Source organism: Clostridium beijerinckii (assembly GCF_008705175.1).
GTDB lineage: Bacteria > Bacillota > Clostridia > Clostridiales > Clostridiaceae > Clostridium > Clostridium beijerinckii.
The window spans coordinates 5550852-5576876 of the sequence record NZ_CP043998.1 but is presented as its reverse complement, the minus strand read 5'-3'; the positions used below and the strand labels follow the sequence as shown (position 1 = coordinate 5576876).

The 26025-nt window shown below is 29.6% G+C and carries 20 protein-coding genes; 16 read left to right on the top strand and 4 right to left on the bottom strand.

What is annotated here, in order from left to right; translation table 11 throughout:
• Window positions 1-5 precede the first annotated feature (5 nt).
• Together F3K33_RS24565 and F3K33_RS24560 are read right to left on the bottom strand one after the other, a co-directional pair.
• Window positions 6-2945, bottom strand: coding sequence for an ATP-binding protein (locus tag F3K33_RS24565; protein ID WP_039772990.1), 2940 nt, complete (start codon window positions 2943-2945; stop codon window positions 6-8).
• 29 nt (window positions 2946-2974) lie between these two features.
• Window positions 2975-3364, bottom strand: coding sequence for a response regulator (locus tag F3K33_RS24560; RefSeq protein ID WP_023975963.1), 390 nt, complete (start codon window positions 3362-3364; stop codon window positions 2975-2977).
• A gap of 547 nt (window positions 3365-3911) precedes the next feature.
• Between F3K33_RS24560 and F3K33_RS24555 the strand changes: the two genes are divergently transcribed.
• From F3K33_RS24555 to F3K33_RS24480, 15 genes are all read left to right on the top strand, one after another.
• Window positions 3912-4256, top strand: coding sequence for a phenylpyruvate tautomerase MIF-related protein (locus F3K33_RS24555; RefSeq protein WP_039772987.1), 345 nt, complete (start codon window positions 3912-3914; stop codon window positions 4254-4256).
• Window positions 4257-4356: 100 nt separating this feature from the next.
• The gene (locus F3K33_RS24550) at window positions 4357-5154 is read left to right on the top strand and encodes a carbon-nitrogen family hydrolase (RefSeq protein ID WP_023975961.1); all 798 of its coding nucleotides are present in this window, start codon (window positions 4357-4359) and stop codon (window positions 5152-5154) included.
• Between the two features lie 23 nt (window positions 5155-5177).
• Window positions 5178-6206: a CPBP family intramembrane glutamic endopeptidase gene (locus tag F3K33_RS24545; RefSeq protein WP_023975960.1), complete on the top strand. Its 1029-nt coding sequence runs from the start codon at window positions 5178-5180 to the stop codon at window positions 6204-6206.
• 50 nt (window positions 6207-6256) lie between these two features.
• On the top strand, window positions 6257-7444 hold the full coding sequence (locus F3K33_RS24540; protein WP_039772985.1) for an amidohydrolase: 1188 nt from the start codon (window positions 6257-6259) through the stop codon (window positions 7442-7444).
• Between the two features lie 300 nt (window positions 7445-7744).
• Complete coding sequence (locus F3K33_RS24535) at window positions 7745-9508, top strand: sensor domain-containing diguanylate cyclase/phosphohydrolase (RefSeq protein WP_039772983.1); 1764 nt, start codon at window positions 7745-7747, stop codon at window positions 9506-9508.
• A gap of 185 nt (window positions 9509-9693) precedes the next feature.
• Window positions 9694-10419, top strand: a complete 726-nt coding sequence (locus F3K33_RS24530) for a MurR/RpiR family transcriptional regulator (RefSeq protein WP_031276441.1) — start codon at window positions 9694-9696, stop codon at window positions 10417-10419.
• A 240-nt stretch (window positions 10420-10659) separates the two neighbouring features.
• Complete coding sequence (locus tag F3K33_RS24525; RefSeq protein ID WP_012060958.1) at window positions 10660-12255, top strand: PTS transporter subunit EIIC; 1596 nt, start codon at window positions 10660-10662, stop codon at window positions 12253-12255.
• A gap of 21 nt (window positions 12256-12276) precedes the next feature.
• Window positions 12277-13605, top strand: coding sequence for a 6-phospho-alpha-glucosidase (locus F3K33_RS24520; RefSeq protein ID WP_039772981.1), 1329 nt, complete (start codon window positions 12277-12279; stop codon window positions 13603-13605).
• A 391-nt stretch (window positions 13606-13996) separates the two neighbouring features.
• Window positions 13997-14263 carry a metal-sensing transcriptional repressor gene (locus tag F3K33_RS24510; RefSeq protein ID WP_012060955.1) on the top strand — a complete coding sequence of 89 codons (267 nt, stop codon included), beginning with the start codon at window positions 13997-13999 and terminating at the stop codon, window positions 14261-14263.
• 140 nt (window positions 14264-14403) lie between these two features.
• Window positions 14404-16833 (top strand): heavy metal translocating P-type ATPase, encoded by a 2430-nt coding sequence (locus F3K33_RS24505; protein ID WP_039772979.1) that lies wholly within the window; start codon window positions 14404-14406, stop codon window positions 16831-16833.
• A gap of 149 nt (window positions 16834-16982) precedes the next feature.
• On the top strand, window positions 16983-17189 hold the full coding sequence (locus tag F3K33_RS24500) for a heavy-metal-associated domain-containing protein (RefSeq protein ID WP_012060953.1): 207 nt from the start codon (window positions 16983-16985) through the stop codon (window positions 17187-17189).
• Between the two features lie 324 nt (window positions 17190-17513).
• Entirely contained in the window at window positions 17514-18347 is an 834-nt protein-coding gene (locus tag F3K33_RS24495; protein WP_023974383.1) for a transporter substrate-binding domain-containing protein, read from the top strand.
• Between the two features lie 499 nt (window positions 18348-18846).
• Window positions 18847-19815, top strand: coding sequence for an SIS domain-containing protein (locus tag F3K33_RS24490; protein WP_039772977.1), 969 nt, complete (start codon window positions 18847-18849; stop codon window positions 19813-19815).
• A 26-nt stretch (window positions 19816-19841) separates the two neighbouring features.
• Window positions 19842-20684, top strand: a complete 843-nt coding sequence (locus tag F3K33_RS24485) for a fructoselysine 6-kinase (RefSeq protein ID WP_039772975.1) — start codon at window positions 19842-19844, stop codon at window positions 20682-20684.
• Between the two features lie 178 nt (window positions 20685-20862).
• Window positions 20863-21594 (top strand): GntR family transcriptional regulator, encoded by a 732-nt coding sequence (locus F3K33_RS24480; protein ID WP_023974380.1) that lies wholly within the window; start codon window positions 20863-20865, stop codon window positions 21592-21594.
• A 460-nt stretch (window positions 21595-22054) separates the two neighbouring features.
• On the opposite strand, the gene F3K33_RS24475 is transcribed toward F3K33_RS24480, so the two are convergent.
• Complete coding sequence (locus F3K33_RS24475; RefSeq protein WP_039772973.1) at window positions 22055-23266, bottom strand: alanyl-tRNA editing protein; 1212 nt, start codon at window positions 23264-23266, stop codon at window positions 22055-22057.
• Window positions 23267-23566: 300 nt separating this feature from the next.
• Between F3K33_RS24475 and F3K33_RS24470 the strand changes: the two genes are divergently transcribed.
• Entirely contained in the window at window positions 23567-24091 is a 525-nt protein-coding gene (locus F3K33_RS24470) for a putative ABC transporter permease (protein ID WP_023974378.1), read from the top strand.
• Between the two features lie 95 nt (window positions 24092-24186).
• Here the strand turns inward: F3K33_RS24470 and F3K33_RS24465 are convergent, their stop codons facing one another.
• Window positions 24187-25377, bottom strand: coding sequence for a pyridoxal phosphate-dependent aminotransferase (locus F3K33_RS24465; RefSeq protein ID WP_039770800.1), 1191 nt, complete (start codon window positions 25375-25377; stop codon window positions 24187-24189).
• Window positions 25378-26025: the final 648 nt, after the last annotated feature.

The window sequence follows — 26025 nt, the reverse complement described above, 5'->3', positions numbered from 1 at the left end:
TCCTATTAATTGATATCTTCTTTATTAATTCTAGCTAACATAGCGCACACCTTTTCGATAAAGTTTGGAATATCAATTGGTTTAGTAATATAATCAGAAAATCCTAATGATAATCCTTTTTCTATATCTCTAGGCATTGCATGAGCACTAACAGCGATGATTGGGATATCTTTAGTCTCCTTATGCATTTTGAGTCTTTTGAAGACTTCATAACCGTCTATTCCAGGTAAATTTATATCTAGTAATATAATATCTGGCTTATGGGCAATGGCTAAATCTAAACACAGCTCACCAGAATTTGCTGAAAGCATTTTTAAATTACTAATTTGAGATAGAGCACGTTCAACAAGTCGTAAATTAGCAGGATTATCTTCAGCATATAATATTGTACGAAATTTATCGTTAGGGAAATAAGTTCTATTTTCAGATGTCATCATATTTTCAGAAGTTTGCAAAATAGATGATTCGATGCAAGGAAGTTCAATCCAAAAGTGACTGCCAGCACCTTTTTCGCTAGTTACAAATATTTCACCATTCATTAATTCAGTTAGTTGTTTGGCGACTGCAAGGCCAATACCAGTACCCTCAATTGAATTATTAATTCTGTTTAGACGATAAAATGGTTTAAAAATCAATTCTAAATCAGAATTAGATAAACCAATGCCAGTGTCAATAACATGAAATCTATACTTATCATTAACCTTATCATGATAAAAGATTACTTGGCCATCTTTTTTGTTGTACTTAATTGCGTTAGATAGCAAATTGAGCAAAATTTGTTTTAATCGTGTATGATCAGCCGAAACAAATTCATCTGAATTATCTATAGGATAATTAATAATTTTTATTTTATGTTTATCTGCAAATGGTTTTATTATGGATATAGCCTCTTCTATTACATGTTTAATCGGAACAGATTCAATTGAAATGCTCAGTTTTCCTGATTCGATTTTTGCTAAATCTAATATTTCGTTAATCAACTCTAGTAAGTGACTGCCAGCTTTGGATATTTCCTTAACACTCTGACTCTGAGAAGGAGTTAATGGAGATTCAGGGTCTAATTCTAGAATTTGAGAAAATCCTAATATAGCATTTAATGGTGTTCTAAGCTCATGACTCATGCTAGATAAAAATTCGGATTTTGCTTTACTAGCCTTTTCAGCCTCTTCTTTTGCCGTAATAATAGAACGAGCCATTTTCTTTTGTTCTGTAATATCACGAGTTAGAACTACTACTCTATCTTTATAGTTTAGATGAGGAGATATACATGCCTCAAACCATTTCAATCCATCCTTGGATTGGATATTAAAATCCATAGTAGTAGATTTTCTTGATTTAATGACATAATGTATCTTCTCTTTAGCAATTTTAGATGTACTTTCATCTAAAATATCATAGATAGAATTAAGATGACCGTGCATATGTAGTTTATACAAATAAGTATGGACGCTGGACCATAACTTAGTGATATATCCGTTTATATCTATCTCTGAGATTATGTCATTAATTGAATCAACAAGTGACCTGAAATCAACTTCTTTTTTTCTGAGTTCAGATTGGGTAATTAATAAATTTTTATTTGTTTCACCGATATGATGTCCCATTTCTATCAAATTTAATGCTATATCTTCTAATTCTGAAATCTTTAATAGTGGATCAGCTATATCGTATTTACCACTACTAATCTCCTGAACAATATTATTAATATTTAGCAGAGAGCCAGTAACAATATGGCTCATATTTTTTACTTTCTTATAAGTAATTAAGAAAAATAAAAGATAGGATAAAATTAATCCTAATATTGTAATGATTCCGATTTTCAATAAATTATTTCTTAGCATATCAGCATTAGAGTATATATTTTTTGTTGGAACAACTATTAATAATTTTAAATCCGTATTAGGTATAGCAGACCAACATGTAATTCTAGGTTCTTCTTTTAGTGTGAAATTTGAAAATCCAGTTTCGCTAGTTTGAATTTCATCCATTAATGAGGATAAATCATTATTGTTATACAAGTTATACTGATAATACCCGTTTCCATATTTTAAAACGAGTTGATCTAAATTCAAATCACTTTTTCCAACATCAGAAAGTGAAAGAATATTACCATCTTTTCCAATCAATAAGTTATAACCATTCCAAGGAATATCAATTTCTAAAACCTTATTGACAATTGAATCCATATTTATATCAATGCCTACAACACCTTCCAAAAAATTTCCGTTATAAACAGGACATATAGCAGAACTTATAAAATTGTTGTTACTTGAATTAAAATCATGAACAACCCATTTTACTTTTTGATCTGGATTATGATTAGCATCAGCTTCATAATAAAATTTGCTAGAAGGTGATTGTAAAGAAGAATTATAGCTATTAAAAACATCAATGTATGGGTAAGTTATATTTAAGGAATCAAAGGTGTTAAAATATATGGAATTAACTAATGGACAAGAATTCTTAATATTTGCCATTAATTTTTGTTGTGTTAATACCTTGGCTATTTTCTTTTCTTTATCATCTCTTGTAGCAGGCAGAAAATTATTATAAAAAATCGCTGCCTCATCAGCCGAATTATTCTCTTTAGTATAGTAAATATTATCATTTAAATATGATAACCTACTGTATTCTGTAGGAGTTAAAGAAGCTGGAGTTGATAAAGCATGTCCCATTTGCAAACTAAAAAACATTGTAGAATTTGAAATAGATGATAAGTGCTGATCAATTAAGTTGACTTCTTGTTTAATGATTTTATTAAGTTCACTTTTTGATTGATCTTTGTAAAAGGCAACTGAACTTTTATGAGACCAGTAATTTGAGATGAAATATATACAAATAAAAATTATTTCAATAATTATCAATGGAATTAACGCATTACGAATATAGGACTGCCAAATCCATTTATAAAGAGAAATGTTTTTATTAGTATTTGTTTTATTCATAATATCACCTCATCCACTATGCCTGGTAATCATAAACAGTCCAAGGTACTCGTAATTTTTGAAATTATATCATTATAATTAAATGGTTTAGTAATGAAATCAGCAGCACCTTTAGCCAACGCTTTATCATAGTATTCTTTATCGTTTTCAGCAGAGATCATAATTATAGATAGTTCACTATCATCCTTTATAAGATTTAGTTCATCTATAATTTGAAGTCCATCAACAAATGGCATCCTAAAGTCTAATAGTATCAAATTAGGTTTATATGTAGAATATAATCTTAAAATTTCTCTAGAGTCTGTTAATGTTTTTATATTATTATAACCAGATATGTTAAGCATTCTTTCAAGTAGTAAAACATTAGCAATATTATCATCAACTATCAAAATTTTTGACATTGATTTATCGACATTCATAATTTAATCCCCTCTCAAAAAAACTTAAAAGTCAACACCTAAATACTTACAAAATTAATACCTACTATGAATAATATAACATATTTTAGAAAAAAGTTTAACCAAATTTTAGTTTTTTCTTATAATTATTTCAGTATCTAATATTAAAATAATTATGAGATTAACAAACGAAGTTCAACAACTAAAAAATAAGAGAAGTGATGAATATATACAAAAGGAATAAATTACATATTTAAATTATATACATACTATATTTAGAAGGTAAGAGGTTAGAATATTTATAGTATTCCTAAGTTAATATAGTATTCTTATAAAACTTAAGAGAGGAGAATCAAACATAGTGGTAAGGTCTAGTACAAGATGTGATATAATTAAAACTAAATAATCAATTTTTAATGTGGTATTTATTGGAGTAATAAAACTGAATGTGATATTAAAAATTATGATATAAATTAAGTATGTACTTGCAAATAATAATAAAATATATAGAATTATGGTATAATTTAGTATATTTAGATATGTATATGTAGAAAGGAGATAAAAAGAGATGCCATTTATAGGATCAAAAGTTAGTGTGAAAATTTCAAAGGAAAAAGAGGAAATTATAAAGAAAAAATTAGGGGAAGCAATAAAATTGATTCCAGGAAAAAGTGAAACCTTTTTGATGGTAGGCTTAGAAGACAATTACTCATTATATTTCGGAGGAGAAAAATTAGAAAAGGGTGCATTTATAGAAGTGAAAATATTTGGAAAATCAAGTAAGGATGCATATGATGCTTTAACAGCAGAAATTTGTAACATATATGAAAAGGAATTAGACATACCTAAAGATAAGATATACGTCAAGTATGAGGAAGTTGCAAATTGGGGATGGAATGGAAAGAATTTTTAACCACGACTGGTAATTAGATATAGGCGACCTAAAGTAAAGGGTACTCTGATGTAACAATGCACATAGTATCCTTTATTTATAATATTAAAGGAGGTACAACTTGATTATAGGAATTGCACAGATGGATATAATCTGGGAGAATATTAATAAAAACATGAAGAAAGTTGAAGAATTCATTGAAAGAGCTTTGAAAAATAAGGTTGATTTAATCCTATTTCCTGAGATGGCTTTAACGGGTTTTACCATGAATATAAACAAGCTTGTATTATCTGAAGATGAAATAATAAAATGGATTAGAAAAAATGCTAAGGATAATAATATAAATATAGGAATTGGTGTTGCGGTAAAAAGTGATAAAATGGGTAGCAATAAATATATTATTATGTCAAGAGAAGGGAAATGCTTAACTAAATATACGAAAATACATCCATTTTCCTACAGTGGTGAGGATGATAAATATCATAAAGGAGATAAGATACTCACATGTGAGATTGATGGATTTAAAATAGCTCCATTTATTTGCTATGATCTAAGGTTTCCAGAAATATTTCAAATAGCATCTAAAGAAGCGCAAATAATAACTATAGCGGCTAATTGGCCTAAAGAAAGAGAGAAGCATTGGATAACCTTATTGAAATCTAGGGCTATAGAAAATCAATGCTATATAATAGGGATAAATAGAATGGGAATAGGAAATGATCTTCATTATAATGGAAAATCAATTTTTGTAAGTCCAGATGGTGATATACTTAATGAAATAAGTGAGAAAGAAACATTAATTATAAAAGAGTTAAAAATAGATATGATAAGAGCGGTTAAAGAACAGTTTGATATAAAGAAGGATAGAAGAGAAGATTTATATGAAGCTATAAGTAATTGCAATTCTATTTTACATTAAAGTAATGAATGGTAGGTAAAGCTATGATAAATGATTTTCAAGAAGAAATTGAATATAGAAAGCTCGCATTAAAAAAGGATATAAAAAAAAGCGGCGGAAACTGTGCAAGGATACTTCTTGCGCTAGTATTGTCAACATATGGATTAGTGTTTATAATGACATTTTCTATAAAATTTATAGGACCAATGATAGGATTCAATGCAGTAACTAATCTAAAGGAAAATATAATTTTAGGACTTTCAAGTGACGCATATAATTTTTTTGCTGGATATTTTACATGTATAGTTGGGGATCTTATAGCAATTCTCATAGCAATAAAAACTATAAAGGTGAAATTTAGGCAAGAAATATTTTCAAAGAATAAGTCAAATAAGATGTTTGTATTATTAGGAGCAACTTCTTGTATAGGGGTAGGAATGATTTCAAGCATGGTATATATGATATACTCAACAATTTTTAAGATTTTAGGATTAAACATTCCACAGCCAGATTTTAGTTTCCCTAAACAAAACACTTTTTTAATATTATTTTTAATATATGTATGTTTAGTGGGACCAATTTTAGAAGAAATTATATTTAGGGGATTTATACTCAGAAGCATGCAGAAGTATGGGAATCTAACAGCAATGATTGTTTCTTCAATTCTTTTTTCCATGTTTCATCTAAACCTAGTTCAATTCATAAATCCAATACTTATGGGAATTGTTTTAGCATTTATTGCAATTAAATCAAAATCTATTATACCGTCGATGATAGCTCATATATTTAATAATACGATAACTTTTGCTACAACAGGAATATCTTTATTAAAGATGCCTATATTGGAGTATACATTTGGAACTTTGTACTTTTTAGTTGGTGTAGCTGCATTATTGCTATTTATTAGTAAGTATAAAAGCGAATTTTTAGAAATAGTAAAAGAGGATACAAGAATATTAAAGACTCACCAGAAAGTAAGATATTCTTTTAGTGGAGCGTGGTCGAGGGCTTATATAGTATTCTATATAATATTTATCGTTGTAACTATGGCAGCAACTAATTTAGCAAAGTAATCTACTATAAAGGACAAAAGGTTATTTTATGAATTTAAAGGAGGATTAATATGACAAATAAAATATTGTTATCTATAATAGAGAATTTAAATGATGAGCTTATAGAAGTATATCGCAAACTACATGAGAATCCTGAATTGTCTAATGAGGAATATAAAACTACACAACTGATAAAAGATTTGCTAAAAAGAGCAGATATAGATATTCTTGATTTACCTTTGGATACAGGCCTTGTAGCACAGGTAAAAGGAAATCCTAATGGTCCTGTCGTCGCTATCAGATGTGATATAGATGCATTACCAATCAAAGAAGAGACAAGTCTCTGTTATAAGTCTAAAGTTGATGGTATGATGCATGCTTGTGGTCATGATTTTCATATGGCGGTGATTTTAGGTGCAGCATATTTAGTTAAAAAGCATCAAGGGTCATTAATAGGAACAGTAAAATTTATATTTCAGCCGGGTGAAGAAAGTGCGGATGGAGCTAAAAAAATTTTAGAGACAGGTGTTTTAGATGATGTGGATGCAATTTTTGGAATACACAATGTTTCAGATTCAGAAGTTGGAATAATGGGAATAAAAACTGGAGCAATGACAGCTGCTGTCGATAGGTTTGAAATAAATATTACAGGTATTGGTAGCCATGCTGCTAAGCCGGAAAAAGGAATAGATCCAATTATAATTGCCAGTAACATAGTTACATCACTTCAAACAATTATCAGTCGTAATATAGGTCCAACAGAAAAAGCGCTATTAAGTGTGACTCATATAGAAGGAGGAAATACTTGGAATGTAATTCCAGAATCAGCATATCTTGAAGGCACAGTAAGAACATTAGATGAGAATATACGTCAATTAATAGCTAAGAGAATGAATGAAATGGTATCAGGAATAGCACAATCTTTTGGTGGAAGTGCAGAGCTTATTTGGCATTCAGGTTCTCCGGCAACAAATAATACTGAAGAATGGGTAGAGTTTAGCACTAAAATTGGAAAACGATCTGGATATGATGTTAGAAGAATATCTATGGGTCTAGAGGGTGAAGATTTTGCGTATTATCAAAGAAAAATACCAGGTGCATTTATAATTGTAGGAACAGGAAAATCTTATGCACACCATCACCCGGAATATAAAGTTGATGAGAAGGCAATTTTAAATAGCTCGAAATATTTTGCACAACTGGCAGAAGGTGCTTTAAAAGAGATAATAGATAAGAAATATAAACATAAGATTAAGTAGATAAAGGTACTTAATTTAAATATTTATTTTGTAATATAGTAAAGAATTAAAAGTTTTAAAGCTACATTACTAGTGATTAAGTTTAATAAAGAAATTGAATTTCAATTTTAAAAATAAGTCCCTAACAAATGATTGCAATGATTGAAAGAAATTACAAAGTGTGATAAGTTGGTTGTAATTAGTAAAATTTGAGGAAATAGTTGCATAAATGCTCCAAATAGTTTATTAGAGATTATTATGATGAATCATTTCTGAGAATTATTACGGCAGATTGGAATTCAAAGGAGGGAAAATGAGGAGATGGAGTACAAGCTATTTAAATCATTAGCAGATAATCTTCCACAGCCTATATGGATAAAAGACCTTGAATTAAGATTTATATATGTAAATAAAGAATACAAAGCTATATATAAAGATATAAATAAAGAATTTATTGGAAAAAATGATGCAGAGATATTTGATGGTGTTGTAAGAGAGGAATGTATTAAATATTGCAATCAAGTTATAAATTCCTTAAAGCCATTAACTGAAGAAGGGTACCTTGATGGAAAGCGCAGAAAAATTACTATAGTTCCGCTAATTGATGAGGGAAAAGTATTTGCTGTAGCTGGCATATATGCAAATTTAGATATTATAAAAGAAAAAGATAAGATTATAGAGAAACAAGAAAACATATTAAAAGTTGTAATGGATACACTTCCAGGAAGAGTATTTTTTAAAGATAAAGAAGGCAGATACGTATATGTAAATAAGCAATTTGATGAATTCTATAATAAGGATGGTATAGGAGAAGTAGTAGGAAAGACAAATATTGATATACATCCAACGGAAGAATTGGCTGCAAAATATTCAAGAGAAGATAATGAAGTAATAAAAAACAAAAGAAGTATAAAAGCTGAAACAATACTTTACTCAGAAGATGGAGAGGAAATATATACAGAAGCAGTAAAAGTACCTGTAATCGATAAGAATGGTGATGTTTCAGGTGTTGTAGGATTAGTATTAGATATAACTGAGAAAAAAGAAGCAGAGAAAAAATTAAGGCAATTAAGTTTTACTGATATTTTAACAGGTTTATACAATAGAACATATTTTGAAGAAAAGGTGAAAGAGTTCCAAGGTGAAGAGTATCTTCCGGTAGGAGTAATAATGGGGGATGCCAATGGACTAAAATTAGTAAATGATACGCTAGGTCATGATCAAGGCGATGAACTTTTAAGATTAATAGCCCAAGCACTTAAAGATGTATGTGGTGAAAAACAGTTGATTTTCAGAACTGGTGGAGATGAATTCGTAATTTTAAGTAAAAATACAACTGAACAGGAATGTGAAATCATTATTAAAAATATATTTGATCGTTGCAAAATGTATAAGCACGATTTAATCAATGTGAGCATATCTTTAGGTGCATCAGTAGCGGATAGCTTGAATAAGAGTATATATCAAGCATTAAAAGAAGCAGATGATAAGGTATATAGGCAAAAGTTGCTACAAAAAACCAGTCTTAATAGTTCTATAATGTATTCTCTGCAAATGGGTTTAGAAGCTAAGAGTTTGGAAACTGAAGAACATACAGATAGAGTATTAGAAAATTCTATTGCGATAGGAGAAAAGTTATCGCTTCCAATGTCGGTAATGGATGAGCTAACAATAGTTGCTAAGCTTCATGATATAGGGAAAATAGGAATAAATGAAGAAATATTACTTAAGAAGGGTGAGCTAACAGAAGATGAGTTCGAGGTAGTTAAAACTCATACAGAAAAAGGATATAGAATAGTAAAAGCATCAAATCAATTAGATAATGTAGCAAAAGGTGTCTTAGCTCACCATGAAAGATGGGATGGAAATGGCTATCCGCTTAAATTAGAGGGAGAGAAAATACCACTGGTATCTAGAATTGTTAGTGTCGCAGATTCGTATGATGCTATGACGAACAATGGCATTTATAAGAGATGCTTGAATAAAGAAGAAGCAATTGAAGAATTAAAAAGATGTTCAGGGAAGCAATTTGATCCAATTATAGTTAAGGCATTTATAGAATACTTAGAAGAAATTGAGGAATAATAAAGTCTATTGGGAATTTATAATAAGAGAGAAGATATTCATGATGTGAGATATAAGTAACTTAATGAAAGCTGCAATTTTTGATTACAATCCCTACGTTAAGGGATTTTTTTATGTATTCATTAAGTGATAAAGATATAAGTATGATATCATATGAAGTAATTACATTATATTGGAGGTGTGATATGAAATTTGATATTTATAAAATAGCTGATAATTATAAGCTCTCAGAAACAGAGAGACAGGTTTTGCAATACATATTGACTAATATTGATTCTGTTTTAACTAAAGGTGTAAGAGATGTTGCAACAATTAATTATACATCGGCGGCAACAATAATAAAGCTATCAAAGAAGCTAGGTTATACAGGCTATGTCGATATGATATATCGACTAAACTTCATAGTAAAAAATCATCAAAACAATCAAGAACATACCTCTGATATTACTAGCTTCATATCAGAAATTGAAAATAAGAAAATAGAAGATTTCATTTCTATGATAATTAAACATAGAGAAGATATAATTTTCATAACAGCCACTGGATTCTCTGATTCGATTGCAGATTTCTTTTGGAGAAAGATGTTAGTGCTTGGGTTTAAATGCATTAAAACAAATTCTTATGGAGTATATGACAGCAATCAAATAGGAGGCGCCTTAGTTATTGGAATATCTAAAAGTGGAGAAACGGAAAGTATAACAAAAGTGATTGATTATGCATCAAAAAATCAATTGGATATTATAACTTTTACTGGTAAGCCAGAGAATCACATGGCTAAAAAGGCAACCTTAAATTTTATGATATTGGATGATAAAGAATTAGATGATAGAAATCTTACCGCGAACTATTTTTATGCTAGGGTAATGATTGTAATGGAATATTTGCTAGATAAGGTAATGAGTAATTTATAAAATATAGATATCCAAACTAGTCATACTCATGTGGAAACTTACCGAAATTATATATATAAAGCTATCTCAAGGTTAACTAATGAGATAGCTTTTTTGTGTGTAAAGGTAAACATGTTTACTTTTGAGTCAACATGTTGCTGAAACGTTTAAAACTATTAACAATATCTATTAATAATGATATCCTATTCTCACAGGTAATTACCCAAAGAAAATTATAAAATAGTGAAGGGGAATATTTAAATGAAAGATAAGATTTTAAATAGTATGCAGAAATTTGCCAAAGCTATGATTGGACCGGTCTTATTCTTACCCATTGTAGGTATGTTGATTGCATTAACAGCAGTTTTCACCAATACAACATTTGTAAAAGAAGGCGGAGCAATTTGGGTAACAGGAAAATTCTTTAATGGAATGTTATCACCGATTATGGGGAACTTAAGCATTTTGTTTTGTGTCGGAATAGCGATGGGGATGTCAAAGAAGAAAAAAGCGGAAGCAGCATTCATTTCCATTATGTCATATATTTTGTTCCTAGGCGCGAATAGTAAGTGGTTAGAGCTATCTGGAAAAATAATTAAAGGTGATACAGCATCAGCTTTATATGGAACTGGGCAGACAATCCAACTAGGATTTCATGTTACAGATATGGGAGTGTTTCTAGGAATGATTCTAGGAGTACTGGTTGCTATAGTTCATAACAAATATATAGATAAAGAATTTAGTGGCGCTATGGCTCCATATGGTAATAGTAAGTTTGTATTCGTTATCATGATTCCTGTAGTGGCTATATTAAGTATTGGTACCACATATGTATGGCCTACAATAGCTGCTGGAATCACAGCTCTTACTGGATTTATGAGTTCTGCAGGGGCGGCTGGAGTGTTTGTTTATGGATTTTTAAATAGATTCTTAGTTCCAACAGGATTACATCATTTAATTTGGTCTCCATTCCTATATTCAGCAGTTGGTGATCAGATGATAATAAATGGCCAAAATGTAATTGGAGCAAAACCAGTTTTCTTAGCATTGCTTAATGATTCAACAATCTCTATTATGCCTGACTCAGCAAGATTTTTAACATATGGATTAGTTAAAACTTTTGGTGTAATTGGAGTTGCCTTAGCATTTTACTTCACTGCTAAAAAAGCAAAGCGTAGTAATTTAAAGGCACAATTAATACCATCAACTTTAACAGCAGTAATCGCAGGTATCACAGAACCATTAGAATTTACATTTATTTTTGCTGCACCATTACTATGGTTTGTTTATTCAGTAATTGATGGATTATTCCAAATGTTTGTATACCTATTAAATGTAAGAGTATGTGCAACCAATGGAATATTAGATTTTTTAGTAATAAACTTGCCAGCAGGTATAGGTAAAACTCATTGGCCTGTGTATATACTAGTAGGATTAGTTGAAATAGTTGTGATTTTCTTAGTATTCAAATTTATGATTGAGAAGATGAATTTAAGAACACCTGGAAGAGAAGAAAATGATACAGATGCTGTAATTGATTTAAATGAGAATGCAGCAAAAGTTAAGCAAGATATGAAATCAGAAAATAAAAATAATAGTAAAGCTAATAACGATGATGAAAAAGCATTAACAATAATTAGAGCATTAGGTGGAAAAGCAAATATAGTAACAGTAGAAAATTGTTTTTCAAGACTTAGAGTGGATGTTATAGATAACACCTTAATTGATGAAGAAGCTTTAAAAGGAACAGGCGCAGCAGGTGTTGTGAAAAAGGGAAATAATATACAAGTTGTATATGGCCTTTCAATTAATAAAATTAGAACAATAGTAGATGAAGCATTAGACAGAGCAGAATAAAATGAAGGAGGAATCATTAAAATGAAAAAATTTAAATTAGTAATAGTAGGCGGAGGAAGCACATATACACCAGGGATTGTAAAGAGTTTACTTTCAAAGAAAGAGGATTTTAAAATATCAGAATTAAGATTATATGATATAAATGCGGAACGTCAAAATAAAGTAGGAGTGATAGTAAAGAAAGTAGTAGAAATGTTTGATCCAGAGGTAAAACTTGTTCTTACAACTGATCCAGAAGAAGGATTTAAAGATGCAGATTTTGTTTTTGCTCAAATGCGTGTTGGATTATATAAGATGAGAGAACAAGACGAAAAAATTCCACTAAAATATGATGTGGTTGGTCAAGAAACATGTGGTCCTGGAGGATTAGCATATGGATTAAGAACAATATATCCTATGGTTGAAATGATAGATTTTTGTGAAAAATATGCAAATAAAAATTATTGGATTGTTAATTATTCTAATCCAGCAGCTATTGTAGCAAAAGCTATGTATAAGTTAAGACCAAATGCAAGGATTTTAAATATATGTGATATGCCAGTTGCAATTATGAGAAATATGGCTAATATCTTAGATTGTGATAGACATGATATAGAAGCAGATTATTTTGGATTAAATCACTTTGGATGGTTTACAAAAATTAGAGTTAGTGGTGAAGATAAAACTGAGGAGTTAAAAGCATATGTAAAGGAACATGGTTATATTCCACCGGATTCAAGGAGTGAAGTAAGACATAATGATGCATCATGGCTTCATACATTTGATAATGCTAAACATATAATGCAAATGTTCCCTAAATATCTTCCAAATACGTATATGCAATATTATCTTTTAGGAGATAGTATTGTAAAAGAAGCAGATAAAAATCATACTAGAGCTAATGAAGTAATGGAAGGAAGAGAGAAGAAGATATTTGATGCTGTAGATCAATATAATGCTACAGGGCAAATTGATCTTACACAATTCTTTACTGGAGTGCATGGAGAATTTATTGTTGAAGTTGCTATGAGCTTAGCTTTTGATTTAAGAAAGAGACACTTAGTTATGGTAGAAAATAATGGGGCAATAAAAAACTTACCTGACGATGCCATGGTAGAAGTACCTGCATATATAACTAAAGATGGACCAGAACCAGTACGTGTAGGAGAAATCCCAACTTTCTATAAAGGAATAATTGAACAACAAGAAGCATCAGAAAAACTTGTAGTTGAGGCTGCTATTGAAGGCTCATATGAAAAAGCACTTATGGCATTTACCATGAACAAAACAATTCCATCTGCATTTGTAGCAAAACAGATTTTAGATGATATGATTAAAGCTAATAAAGAATATTGGCCAGAATTGAAGTAGGATAGAGAATGTTTAAAAATATATTAAAAAGAAACAAAAATAAATTATTATATGCTTTTACAGATGGAGTTAGCGTAGATATAAGTGAAGTTAAAGAAAGCCCTACAATTGAATATAAATAGATATTTATAGAAATAAGCTTCATTGTTATATGGAGCTTATTTTTTTAGCAAATTTCTACGTTAAAGCCAGCATTTTATCTTATCACGGCATTAGGGGAACGTGGAGTTAAGTGCCTAGAATAAAAAAATGAGTATTCAAGGTGAGTATAAGAATAGATAGAAGAGCAAGATAATCGCAAGAATATATTAGAAATGATATTGACAAAATAATTTATTAATATATAATGAAATTAATAAGACCCCCCTACACAGGGGGAGGGGAGGAAGAAATGAGCGAGGAAAGAAAAAAAGCATTACAATCTTTAAAAACAGCGAAGGGTCAAATAGAAGGAATAATAAAAATGATTGAAGATGATAGATATTGCATAGATGTTGCAAATCAATTGATGGCAGTTCAATCTTTAATAAAAAAAGCAGATTTAATGATTTTGCAAGGCCATTTACGTCATTGTGTAAAAGAGGCTTGCTATAACAACAATCCAGATGAGAAAATAGAAGAATTTAATAAGGTTTTAGAAAAGCTACTTTCAAAATAGAACCGATTATTAAGAGATGACAATATGAAATAAAATATAAAAGCATTATTGCATTAATTAAATATAGAGAAAAGTTGTAAATTGCTTAGTGAAGTTAAAATTAGCTTAATGTATATGCTAAATAAGTAAAGAGGTGAAGTATGAATAAAAAAGCATTTAAAATTGAAGGAATGACATGCTCAGCATGTGCAAATAGAGTTGAAAGATTTGTTAAAAAGTTAGAAGGCGTAAATAGCGCAAATGTTAACTTTGCAACAGAAACGCTGAACGTAGAGTTTGATGAAAACAAACTTAATAATGAAAATATAGAAGCAACCGTAGTTAAAGCCGGTTACGGTGTTAAGAAGAATATGAAGACTTATACTTTTAAAGTTGAAGGAATGACATGCTCGGCGTGTGCAAGTAGAGTAGAGAGAGTTACTAAAAAGCTTAAGGGGGTTCAAGATTCTGTTGTTAATTTAGCAACAGAGAAGTTGACTATAAATATAGATGAAGATGAAATTGGATATAGTGAAATTAAAGCTGCTGTAGATAAAGCAGGGTATAAGCTAATTAAGGAAGAAGAGCAAGTTGAAGAAAAGAAAAAACTAGAGGCAAGTCAATTGTTATTAAGGAGATTTATTATATCTCTAATATTTGCAATTCCGCTTTTAGTAATAACTATGGGACATATGTTAGGTATGCCTCTTCCATATATTATTGATTCTATGATGAATCCATTGAATTTTGCTGTGATTCAATTAGTATTAACAATACCTGTAATGATAGCTGGATATAAGTTCTATCTAATTGGAATAAAGAATTTATTTAAACTAAGTCCTAATATGGATTCGTTGATAGCTATAAGTACTTTAGCAGCAGTTTTATATGGAGTATTTGGAATTTATAAAATACAAACGGGCGAAACTGAATATGCTATGCACTTATATTTTGAGTCAGCAGCAGTCATTTTAACTTTAATAACACTTGGAAAATATTTGGAGGCAGTTTCAAAAGGAAGAACATCACAAGCTATTAAAGCACTAATGGGGTTAGCACCTAAAACTGCAACAATAATAAGAAATAATGCTGAAATTACAATACCTATAGAAGAAGTAATTGTTGGTGATATAGTCTTAGTTAAACCAGGTGAAAAGGTACCTGTAGATGGAGAAATTATTGATGGTAGTACATCTATTGATGAGTCAATGCTTACAGGGGAAAGTATTCCTGTAGAAAAGATAGTAGGAAGCAGCGTAATTGGAGCAAGTATTAATAAAACTGGCTTTATAAAGTATAAAGCAACTAAGGTTGGAAAAGATACTGCACTTGCACAAATAGTTAGGTTAGTTGAAGAGGCACAAGGATCTAAAGCTCCAATAGCTAAACTTGCAGATGTTATATCAGCATATTTTGTGCCAATAGTTATAATGCTAGCAATAATAGCTTCAATAGGATGGTTAATTTCAGGAGAAACAACAATATTCTCTCTAACAATATTTATTGCAGTACTAGTTATAGCTTGTCCGTGTGCATTAGGCCTTGCAACTCCAACTGCAATAATGGTTGGAACAGGTAAAGGTGCAGAGAATGGGGTGTTAATTAAAGGTGGAGAAGCATTAGAAACTACTCATAGTATAGAAACTATTGTATTTGATAAAACTGGGACTATAACAGAAGGAAAACCAGTGGTTACAGATATAATAACAAATGGAATTTCAGAAGATGAGATATTAATTTTAGCTGCAAGTAGCGAGAAAGGTTCAGAGCATCCGTTAGGAGAAGCAATAGTTAAAGAAGCGAATGATAAAAACTTGGAACTTAAAGAAATTCAAGAATTCAATGCAATTCCAGGACATGGGATAGAAGTTAAGATAGAAGAAAAAAATATTTTACTTGGAAATAAAAAATTAATGATAGAAAAAAATATTGATATTGCTATGTTCGCAGATGAAAGTGATAGATTGGCAGCTGAAGGTAAGACTCCTATGTATGTAGCAGTTGATAATACTTTGAGTGGAATAGTAGCTGTTGCAGATACTGTTAAGCCAAGTAGTAAAAAAGCTATAGAGGCACTTCATAACATGGGAATAAAGGTAGCTATGATTACTGGAGATAACAAAAAAACTGCAGATGCAATAGCAAAACAAGTTGGAATTGATATAGTGCTAGCTGAAGTATTGCCTGAAGACAAGGCTAATGAAGTCAAAAAGCTTCAAGGAGAGAACATGAAGGTAGCTATGGTTGGGGATGGAATAAATGATGCACCAGCATTAGCTCAATCTAATGTTGGAATTGCAATAGGATCAGGTACTGATGTCGCAATAGAATCAGCAGATATAGTTCTTATGAAAAGCGATTTGATGGATGTTATAACAGCAATAAAACTAAGTAAAGCAACCATTAAAAATATAAAACAAAATTTATTCTGGGCATTTGGATATAACGTACTAGGTATACCAGTTGCTATGGGAATACTTCATGTATTTGGAGGTCCATTATTAAATCCTATGATAGCAGCTGCAGCAATGAGCTTAAGTTCTGTTTCAGTACTTACAAATGCATTAAGACTTAAAAAATTTAAAGCCTAATCAATAAGATATGATGATAAGCAAAAATAGAATATTAGGACATTTCTTAGGTAGTAGATAATTACATCTAGATGCTTGAAGAAAAGTATTTCAAATATCTATATTTTGATTTCTAAATTTTAATCATTAATAAACGGGAGGTAATAGATGTGAAAAAGAAAATATTAATTGAAGGAATGAGTTGTGAACATTGTGTTGCTCATGTAAAGGAAGCACTAGAAAATTTGGATAAGGTAACTTCAGTTGAAGTTAGTCTTAAGGACAATTGTGCAACAGTTGAAACTGAAAATAGTAATGAAGAAATAAAAGAAGCTATTGAAGAAGAAGGCTATGATGTAGTTAAAATAGAAGAATAAGACAAATAATATTCTTTCAAAAAATCTGGTTAAACGTAAAATTTCTAAATTTAATGAATTTAAAGAATAGATTAAACAATTTTTATAGATAGTTAACAACACGGAAAATAAATCCTTGTTGTTAACTATCTATTTTTATTGATTTGAGATATCTGTTTAACAGTTATAGAAAAAAATAATATGCATATAAAATACTATTACTTATTAATACGTATTAAAACATCATTATAATGTATTGACATTTTTATCTTATAGCAATATTATTCAATTAGTAGAAAAATACTAAAGAATAATACTTAGATAAAATTTAAAGGGGGACAATATATGAAAAAATTTTTATTAAAAAAGTTAATAGTATTTGTGGCAATTAGCAGTATAGCGTTTGGAATTATAGGATGTAGTAGTAACACTAATAGTTCTGGCAAAAATTCAGATGTTAAGTCATCATCATTAAGTGATATAAAATCAAAAGGCAAAATTGTAGTTGGAACGAGTGCTGATTACCCACCATATGAATTTCATAAAGAAATAGATGGTAAGGATCAAATTGTAGGTATTGACGTAAGTATTGCAAAAGAAGTTGCTAAAGATTTAGGTGTAGAACTTGAAATTAAGGATATGGATTTTGATGGACTTCTTGTATCGCTTCAGGCAGGAAAGTCCGATTTAGTATTTGCTGCAATGAATCCAACTGATGAAAGAAGAGAAAATGCTGATTTTTCAGATATATACAATAAAGAGAAAAATATATTTATAGTAAGAAAAGGTGAAGCAGATTCAATAAAATCAATGGATGATTTGAAAAATAAGAAAATTGGGGTTCAAAAGGGATCAGTTCAAGAAGGCTTAGTAAAAGATAACTTACCAAGTGCGGAAGTGAAGGGATTAGGAAAAGCTACTGACTTAGTACTTGATTTAAAGAATAAAAAAGTTGATACAATATTACTTGATTCACCAGTGGCTAAATTTAATTGTGATAAAAACAATGATATAGAATTGACTTCTGTAACTATTGAGGCGAAGGAAGATGGAGCAGCGATAGCAATGAGGAAAGGTTCGACTGAATTGCAAACAGAAATCAACAAAACAATAAAAAGATTAAAGGATGAAGGAAAAATTGATGAATTTGTTGTAGAGGCAAATAAGTTAATGGATTAGGTCCGAATAAAGTTTGATCATTTACATAATTATTGATGTAAGGAAGTTACTGATACCTTACATCAATAATTTTATATTTTAAAGGGAGATGTTTTTGTAATAGGTCAATCAGGTTCGAGAAAAAGTATCTATATAATATACTCAAATAATTGGTGAATAATATTTCTAGCAAATTACACTGTTTAATCAGAAAATATATACTTACTATTTAAGTTCAAAATAAGTTGCATAACATTATACAATACGTTATAATACGTATCAATAAGTTCGATTAAGAAAAATATTTATTCCAAGATTAGTAGTAACGTTATTATGATACAGTTACGCAAGGTCAAAAGAGATAAATAGATTATTAGTTGCAGTAAGTAATGTACTTATTAAAAAAGTAAAAATGATATATGCTTATACGTTACTATTTGGGTTAATGATCTTAAGCATTTGCCAATGTAAAAAATATAAATTCGTAGAATGAGATTATAAATATATAGGAGGAATAACAATGAATATTAGGGAAATCGTAGGGAAAATTAGATCAAGTAAGGAAGATGGAATAAAGGAAGTGTTTTTAGTAGCATGTGGAGGGTCTTTAGTAGATATGTATGCATCACAATATTTTTTACAAAGTGAAGCAAGAGAATTAAGGGCTTTATCATATACAAGTAATGAATTTGTACATGCGATACCAAAATCATTAGGAAAAAGTTCGGTAGTAATAGTATGCTCACACGGTGGAAATACTCCTGAGACAGTTGAAGCGGCTAAAGTAGCTAGAGAGAAAGGTGCAGCAACTATAACATTAACACATAATAAGGATGCAGATTTAATTAAGTATGCAGATTACAATATCCTTTACGAATGGGGAAATGATACAAGCGTAGAAGACAATCCAATGGCAATAATTCTAAATATAGCAGTCGAAATATTAAATCAAACAGAAGTTTATGAAGGATATAATAAATTTATGGAAGGTTTAAAGATTGTAAATGATGTTGTAAAAAGAGGCCAAGGTTTAGTTGCAGAAAGAGCAAAGAAATATGCAGAAAAATATAAAGATGAGCCAATAACATATGTATTAGGAAGCGGAGCATCATATGGTCATGCCTATGGATTCTCAATATGTTCACTAATGGAAATGCAATGGATGAACGCATCAGCAGTGCACTCAGGTGAATACTTCCACGGACCATTTGAAGTAACAGATAAAGAAACATTATATTTATTACTAATGAATGAAGGAAGAACTAGAGAATTAGATGAAAGAGCACTTAAATTCTTAAATGAATATGGTGCAAAAGTTGAAGTTGTGGATTGTAAGGAACTTGGAATTAGTGTAATTGATAGTTCAGTAGTTGAATTCTTTAATCCTATAGTATTCTATAGCATCTTATGTGTGTATAGAGGGGAATTAGCAAAACTTAGAAACCATGATTTAGATACTAGAAGATATATGGGGAAAGTTGAATATTAAAATATTTTAGCATAGGAGAAGATATTATGGTAAAAGTTATTGGGTTAGGAGATAACGTTGTAGATAAATATGAGCATATTAGAACAATGTATCCAGGTGGAAATGCATTAAATTTTGCAGCTTATGCAAAAAAAATAGGAATAAATTCGGCATTTTTAGGTGCATTTGGATCAGATGCCGAATCAGATCATGTTCAAAATACAATTCATGAACTTGGCTTAGATATTTCAAAGTGCAGATATTTTAATGGAGAAAATGGATGCGCAAGAGTAACTTTAGAAGATGGTGATAGGGTTTTTCTTGGAAGTAATGAAGGTGGAGTTTTAAGAGAAAATGGTTTGAATCTTACACAAGATGATTTAGATTATATTAAAACTTTTGACTTATTACATGCAGGTTTGTACGGATATACAGAACCAGAACTTGATAAAATAAGAGCATTAAGCATACCAATATCTTTTGATTTCTCTGATGATTTTACAATTGAGGAAGTTGAAAGAATTGCTCCTAAAGTAGATTTTAGCTTCTTCTCATGTAGTCATTTAAAGACTGATGAAATGCTTAATCTAATAATGAAAGCTCATAAGCTTGGAAGTAAAATAGTAGTAGTTACTATGGGAGAAAAAGGTGCATTATTATATGATGGAACTAAGTTCTATTCACAAGAGCCAGAGCTTGTTGAAGCTGTAGATACAATGGGAGCAGGAGATTCATTCATAACAGCATTCTTGATAAATTACATAAGCAAAATTAAAGAAAATGAATTGGATAGGGAAAATATAATTAAAGAAAGTCTAAATGAAGGTGCTATATTTTCAGCTAAAACATGTCTAGTAGAAGGCTCATTTGGATATGGTAAAAAATATTAATTAAAAGTATAGTGGCTGTTGAATAGTTATTATTTAATGAGCAATATCAAACAGCTATTTTAAGATTACTGTAATAAATCAAAGAATTGATATTATCACAACAATAGATTAATTGAAGTTTCAAAAATGTTGTGATAGTATATAGTTAATATTATAGATGTTTAAAAGGAGTCTTTATATGCTAATACAAGATAATATTATTCCTTTATATCAACAATTAGCGGATATTATACGTAATTCAATAACGAGCGGAGAATTAAAATATGGAGATAAGATTCCAACAGAAGTTGAGTTAAGTGAAAAATATAATGTTAGTAGGATAACAGTACGTGCAGCTATAAATGAATTAGTTGAGTCAGGTTTTATTATAAAAAAACAAGGAAAAGGAACATTTGTAAGTAAGCCAAAAGTTCAGAGGAAAATTGAATATTTATCTAGTTTTACTGCTGCCTGTGAGGCCAGTGGCTTAAAAGTAACTAATGAAATCATTAAAAGAGAGGTAATGGAGCCCAAAATAGAAGACAAGAAAGCTCTAGAACTAGATGATGATGATAAGTTAATATATATTCAAAGAGTTAGATTTGCAGGTGGAGATCCATTAATGCTAGAAAATAATTATTTTTCTTTTAAAAGGTTTAATTTTTTACTAACAGAAGATTTAAGTGGTTCACTATATGAATTATTAAGAGATAAATATGATATAAATCCATCTGATTCGCCTAACTCAGGAAATGATCATACCACAATAGAAATTGCAAAAGCTATGGATGAAGAGGCTGCGCTATTGATGGTGCAAAAGGGTGAACCTTTGTTTTATATAAAGACTGTTATTTATGATGATAAGAATAGACCGGTACATATAGGAAAACAGTACGTTATAGGCGAAAGATATAAATTCGTAATATCATAGTATATAAATTCTTAAATGTAAAATATTGAGAAGTACTAGATACCTAAAGTTATAGATAAAAACCGAAAGAAAGGTCATGCATTTGTTCCAGGTTGCTGGAGTATTTAGCTGTGAATTTCCAATAGCAAAAATTGCACCATTCCTGCATGCTCCCGAGGCAAGCTCGTGACAAGCAAAAATGGAACAACTTCTACTAAGGAAATATCTACAGCTAAATGCTCAATGCAACACTTCCACAAAAGTATGACCTTTCTTTCTGGTATATACTACAATTAAAATTATATGTTTGGGTTTGGGTTAGATATCTAGGCGCGAAATAATTAGAAATAAATATGGTGGATTGTGCTCTTAGAACACTTAAGCAAAATCTTCAAAGGACCGAAACAAACGCATATTCCCTTTCGAAGGTTTAGCAGTAAACTTAAAATTTCTTCATATTGTAAGTATTTTTATATTTCACCTAGTTCGCAACACCTATAATTTGAGATACTTTATTAAATGCATAGTCCATTGCACTTTCTAAATTTGAATTATTTTTTCCTGCTCCTTGAGCTTGGAAAGGACTTCCGCCGCCTTTTCCATCAATAAGAGATATAGCATCTTTTAAAAGTTCATTCATTTTGATATCTTTAATGTCTTTAGAACAAGCAAATAATAGATTTACTTTTTCATCAGATTTTACTGCCATTAGAGCTATTGTGTTCTCATTTTCGATAAGCTTAGAAGTAAGGTTATTCACATACTTTAGGTTTTCACCATCAAATATTTGTTTAATTACTTTGACATTATTTATTTTAGCTGCATTTTCAAGAATTTCCTTAACTTGATATTTAGCTAGTAGAATGTTAAGATTTTTATTTGTTTCATTGGCTTCACGAAGATTTTGATTTAAGTTCTTTATACCATTTATAGCTTCATTTTCATTACAACTTAAATATCTGCATATAGAAGTTTGAAATTCATCTTTCTTAAAAGAATCAGAAATAGCACGTTCGCCAGCTAGAAACTCTATTCTTGTTCCCTCTTTATGTTTCTCAAATTTTTTTATTTTAATAAGTCTTAAGTCAAGAGTAGATGTAGGGTGGAGTCCGCAGCAAGCATTAATATCAAAATCTCCTATTTTTACGATTCTAATATCCTCTTCAGTATTTGGAAGAGCACGTCTAAGAGATAACTTTTTAAGTTCGGCTTTAGTTGGAACAAAAGATTCTACAGGTAGGGCATCCCCTATAACTTTATTAGCAAGTCTTTCTGCTTCTCTAACTTGTTCTTCAGTTAAGACACCATAAATATCTACTGTGCTTATATCAGAACCTAGGTGAATAGCAAAAGTATTAGCGTTAAAAAGGTTGAAGAAAGATCCTGATAAGACATGTTGACCTAAATGTTGATGCATGCCATCTTGTCTTCTATCCCAATCAATTGAACATTTAACCTTATGTATTTTGAGTGGTTTCTTTTCAACCACATGATAAACAATTTCCTCTTTTTCGTATACATCAATAACTTTTTGATCTTCTAGAGTTCCAATATCACAGCTTTGTCCGCCACCTCCTGGGAAAAATGCTGTTTTATCCAATATAACATGAAATTTATTATCAATTTCTTTTATATCAATAATTTCAGCAGTAAATTCTTTAAGGTATCGATTATCATAATATAATTTTTCCATATGTAAATTAGCCTCCTAAAATATAATAATATCTAAGGCTCAGCTATAAATAATTTTTATAGTTTGTTTAACCTGAGTCTAAGAAAAGTTCAATAATATCATTATAGCAGATAGTTCATTAATATTGCATTTTTAAGAATCAAGAAATAGGTACAAAATTTCCTTAAAAATTATTATTACCCTATAGTAGAAGTTTTTTACGGGATAAAAGAGTTAAGCCCTACAAATAATATTAGTGACTTTAGGTGTACAAAAAGATATATATCTTTTATGTCTTGATATTTAGAAGAGGTGATTAATATGAATGTAGTGTTTTATCTGGTATTTAATTTTATATTTTATTCATTTATAGGGTGGATATTAGAGGAAGGTTATAGCTTTTCAACTACAAAAAAGTTTCAAGAGGATGGTTTCTTAGTAGGACCATTTAAGCCGATGTACGGAATGGCAGTTATGTTTCTTATAATATGCAATGAACTGTTAGAGATTTCTGGAATTCCATTAATATTATTATGTTTCTTAATACCAACGACAGTAGAATATATAAGTGGGTATATACTTAAGCACTCTTTTAACAAAGTATACTGGGATTATTCTGAATTTAGGTATAATATTCATGGATTTGTCACTCTTAGATTCTCTATATATTGGATGGTGCTTAGCCTTATTGGTCTTTATTATTTGCAACCCAGTTTATATGAGTTATATATGGAGAATATGAAAATTATTAATATCTTTGTAGTTTTAGGAGGCTCTATATTATTAATAGACCTATATATAACTGTAAAGAAATTAGAATATGAGAAGCTTAGAATGATACAGTAATTTTATTGAAAAAATAATAGAAATCATATTTTTATAAAAAATAGATATAAATATTATTTGAGTAATATTTATATCTACCTAAATTATATAATTTATTATTTTAAATTATATAGAGAAGCTAACTTATCAAAAGCAGGCAAAGATTTTTCTATTTTCTCATATGAAGTGCAATAAGCTAATCTTACGTGTCCAGGGCATCCAAAAGAAGAGCCTGGAACAAGTAATAAATTAAATTGTTTTGCATCTTCGCAGAATTTTTTATCATCATCGATTGGTGATTTTGGAAATAAGTAAAATGCACCTTGTGGTTTAACACAAGTGAAACCAAGAGATATCAAATGATTATATAAAAGATCACGATTTTTCTTATAAATATTTACATCCACTTCAGCATCTAAGGATTTTGCAATTACCCTCTGGAATAAAGATGGAGCATTTACAAATCCTAAAATTCTAGTTGCAATATTTAGTGAAGCCATCATATCTGTAAAATCAGCCATAGATGAGTTAGCAACTACATAACCAATACGTTCACCAGGCAAAGATAAAGATTTACTATAAGAGTACCCAATGAAAGTATTATCATAATATTTTAAAATACAAGGGACTTCAATATCATCATAAACAATTTCTCTGTATGGTTCATCAGAGATCAAATATATTGATGTATTAAATTCTTCTTGCTTATTATTAAGTAACGTTGCTAAGTGTTTTATTATTTTCTCTGAGTAAATAACACCGGTAGGATTATTTGGGTTGTTTATTATTAAAGCTTTTGTTCTAGGAGTAATAACCTCACTTAAAGCCTTTAAGTCAGGCTCAAAAGTTTCAATGTTAGTAGGACAAGTCACTAGTTTACCATCAAAATTTTTTACATAGTTCCCATATTCTCCAAAGTAAGGAGAAAAAGTAATAACTTCGTCATCTGGATTTAATATAGATTTTAGGATTATATTTAATCCGCCTGCAGCCCCACAAGTCATAACAATATTATCTTTAGAAAGTGTTAAATTATGTTTTCTGTTTATAAAATTACTTATATTTGTTCTAACATCATCATAGCCAGAATTGTTCATATAACCATGTACTAAATTTGGTGTTTCTTCATTCAAAATTTCAAAGATAACTTCCTTTACTTTACTTGGAGGTTCAACATTTGGATTCCCTATACTATAATCGAAAACATTTTCTTCTCCATATATTTCTGATAATCTTTTTCCTTCTTCAAACATAGCTCTTATAATGGAATTATTTGCAACAAGAGATTTCATTTTATTTGATATCATTTCTAGCCCCCCGATTTATATTTAAATTTTATCATAATTTTTGAAAATACATTCAATTTGATTGATATATATAGTTTATCACATTTTGTAATAATAATTAATAACACAGTGATTTATTTAGGAATATATTACAATTAAATTTACATAATTTTAGTTTTAATTTGGAACTCAACTTGTAAGATTTATGTATATATTGCAAAAATAAACCTTCATCATAATTCTAAAAATATTAAAAAGGTTTTACCCAAAATTATGAATTGTGCATTGTGAATTACAATATATATAAATTTATTTTTAAAATATAATATGTATCTTAGTGAGCGCTTAGAAATTATATTATATATTTCAATATTAATTTAAGTTTAGTGAAGCTTAAAATAACGTGAAACTTTAATTAATGTGGTTGAAAATAAAAAAATCGCATGATATGCTAATATGTGTACAAAAAAGTAGAAATTTTACATTAGGTATTGAGATATGGTAGAACGGTTTCAGTGGATAATAGTTATTATAGATTAATATAACACTATATTAATTATCTAATAATGTCAGAGAAGCTTTTAGATATTAGGTAATTATAGTCGTTAAAAATCAAAGTATATATGATTTTAATAAAATTAAGTATAAGTATTAATTAGATGACAAAGT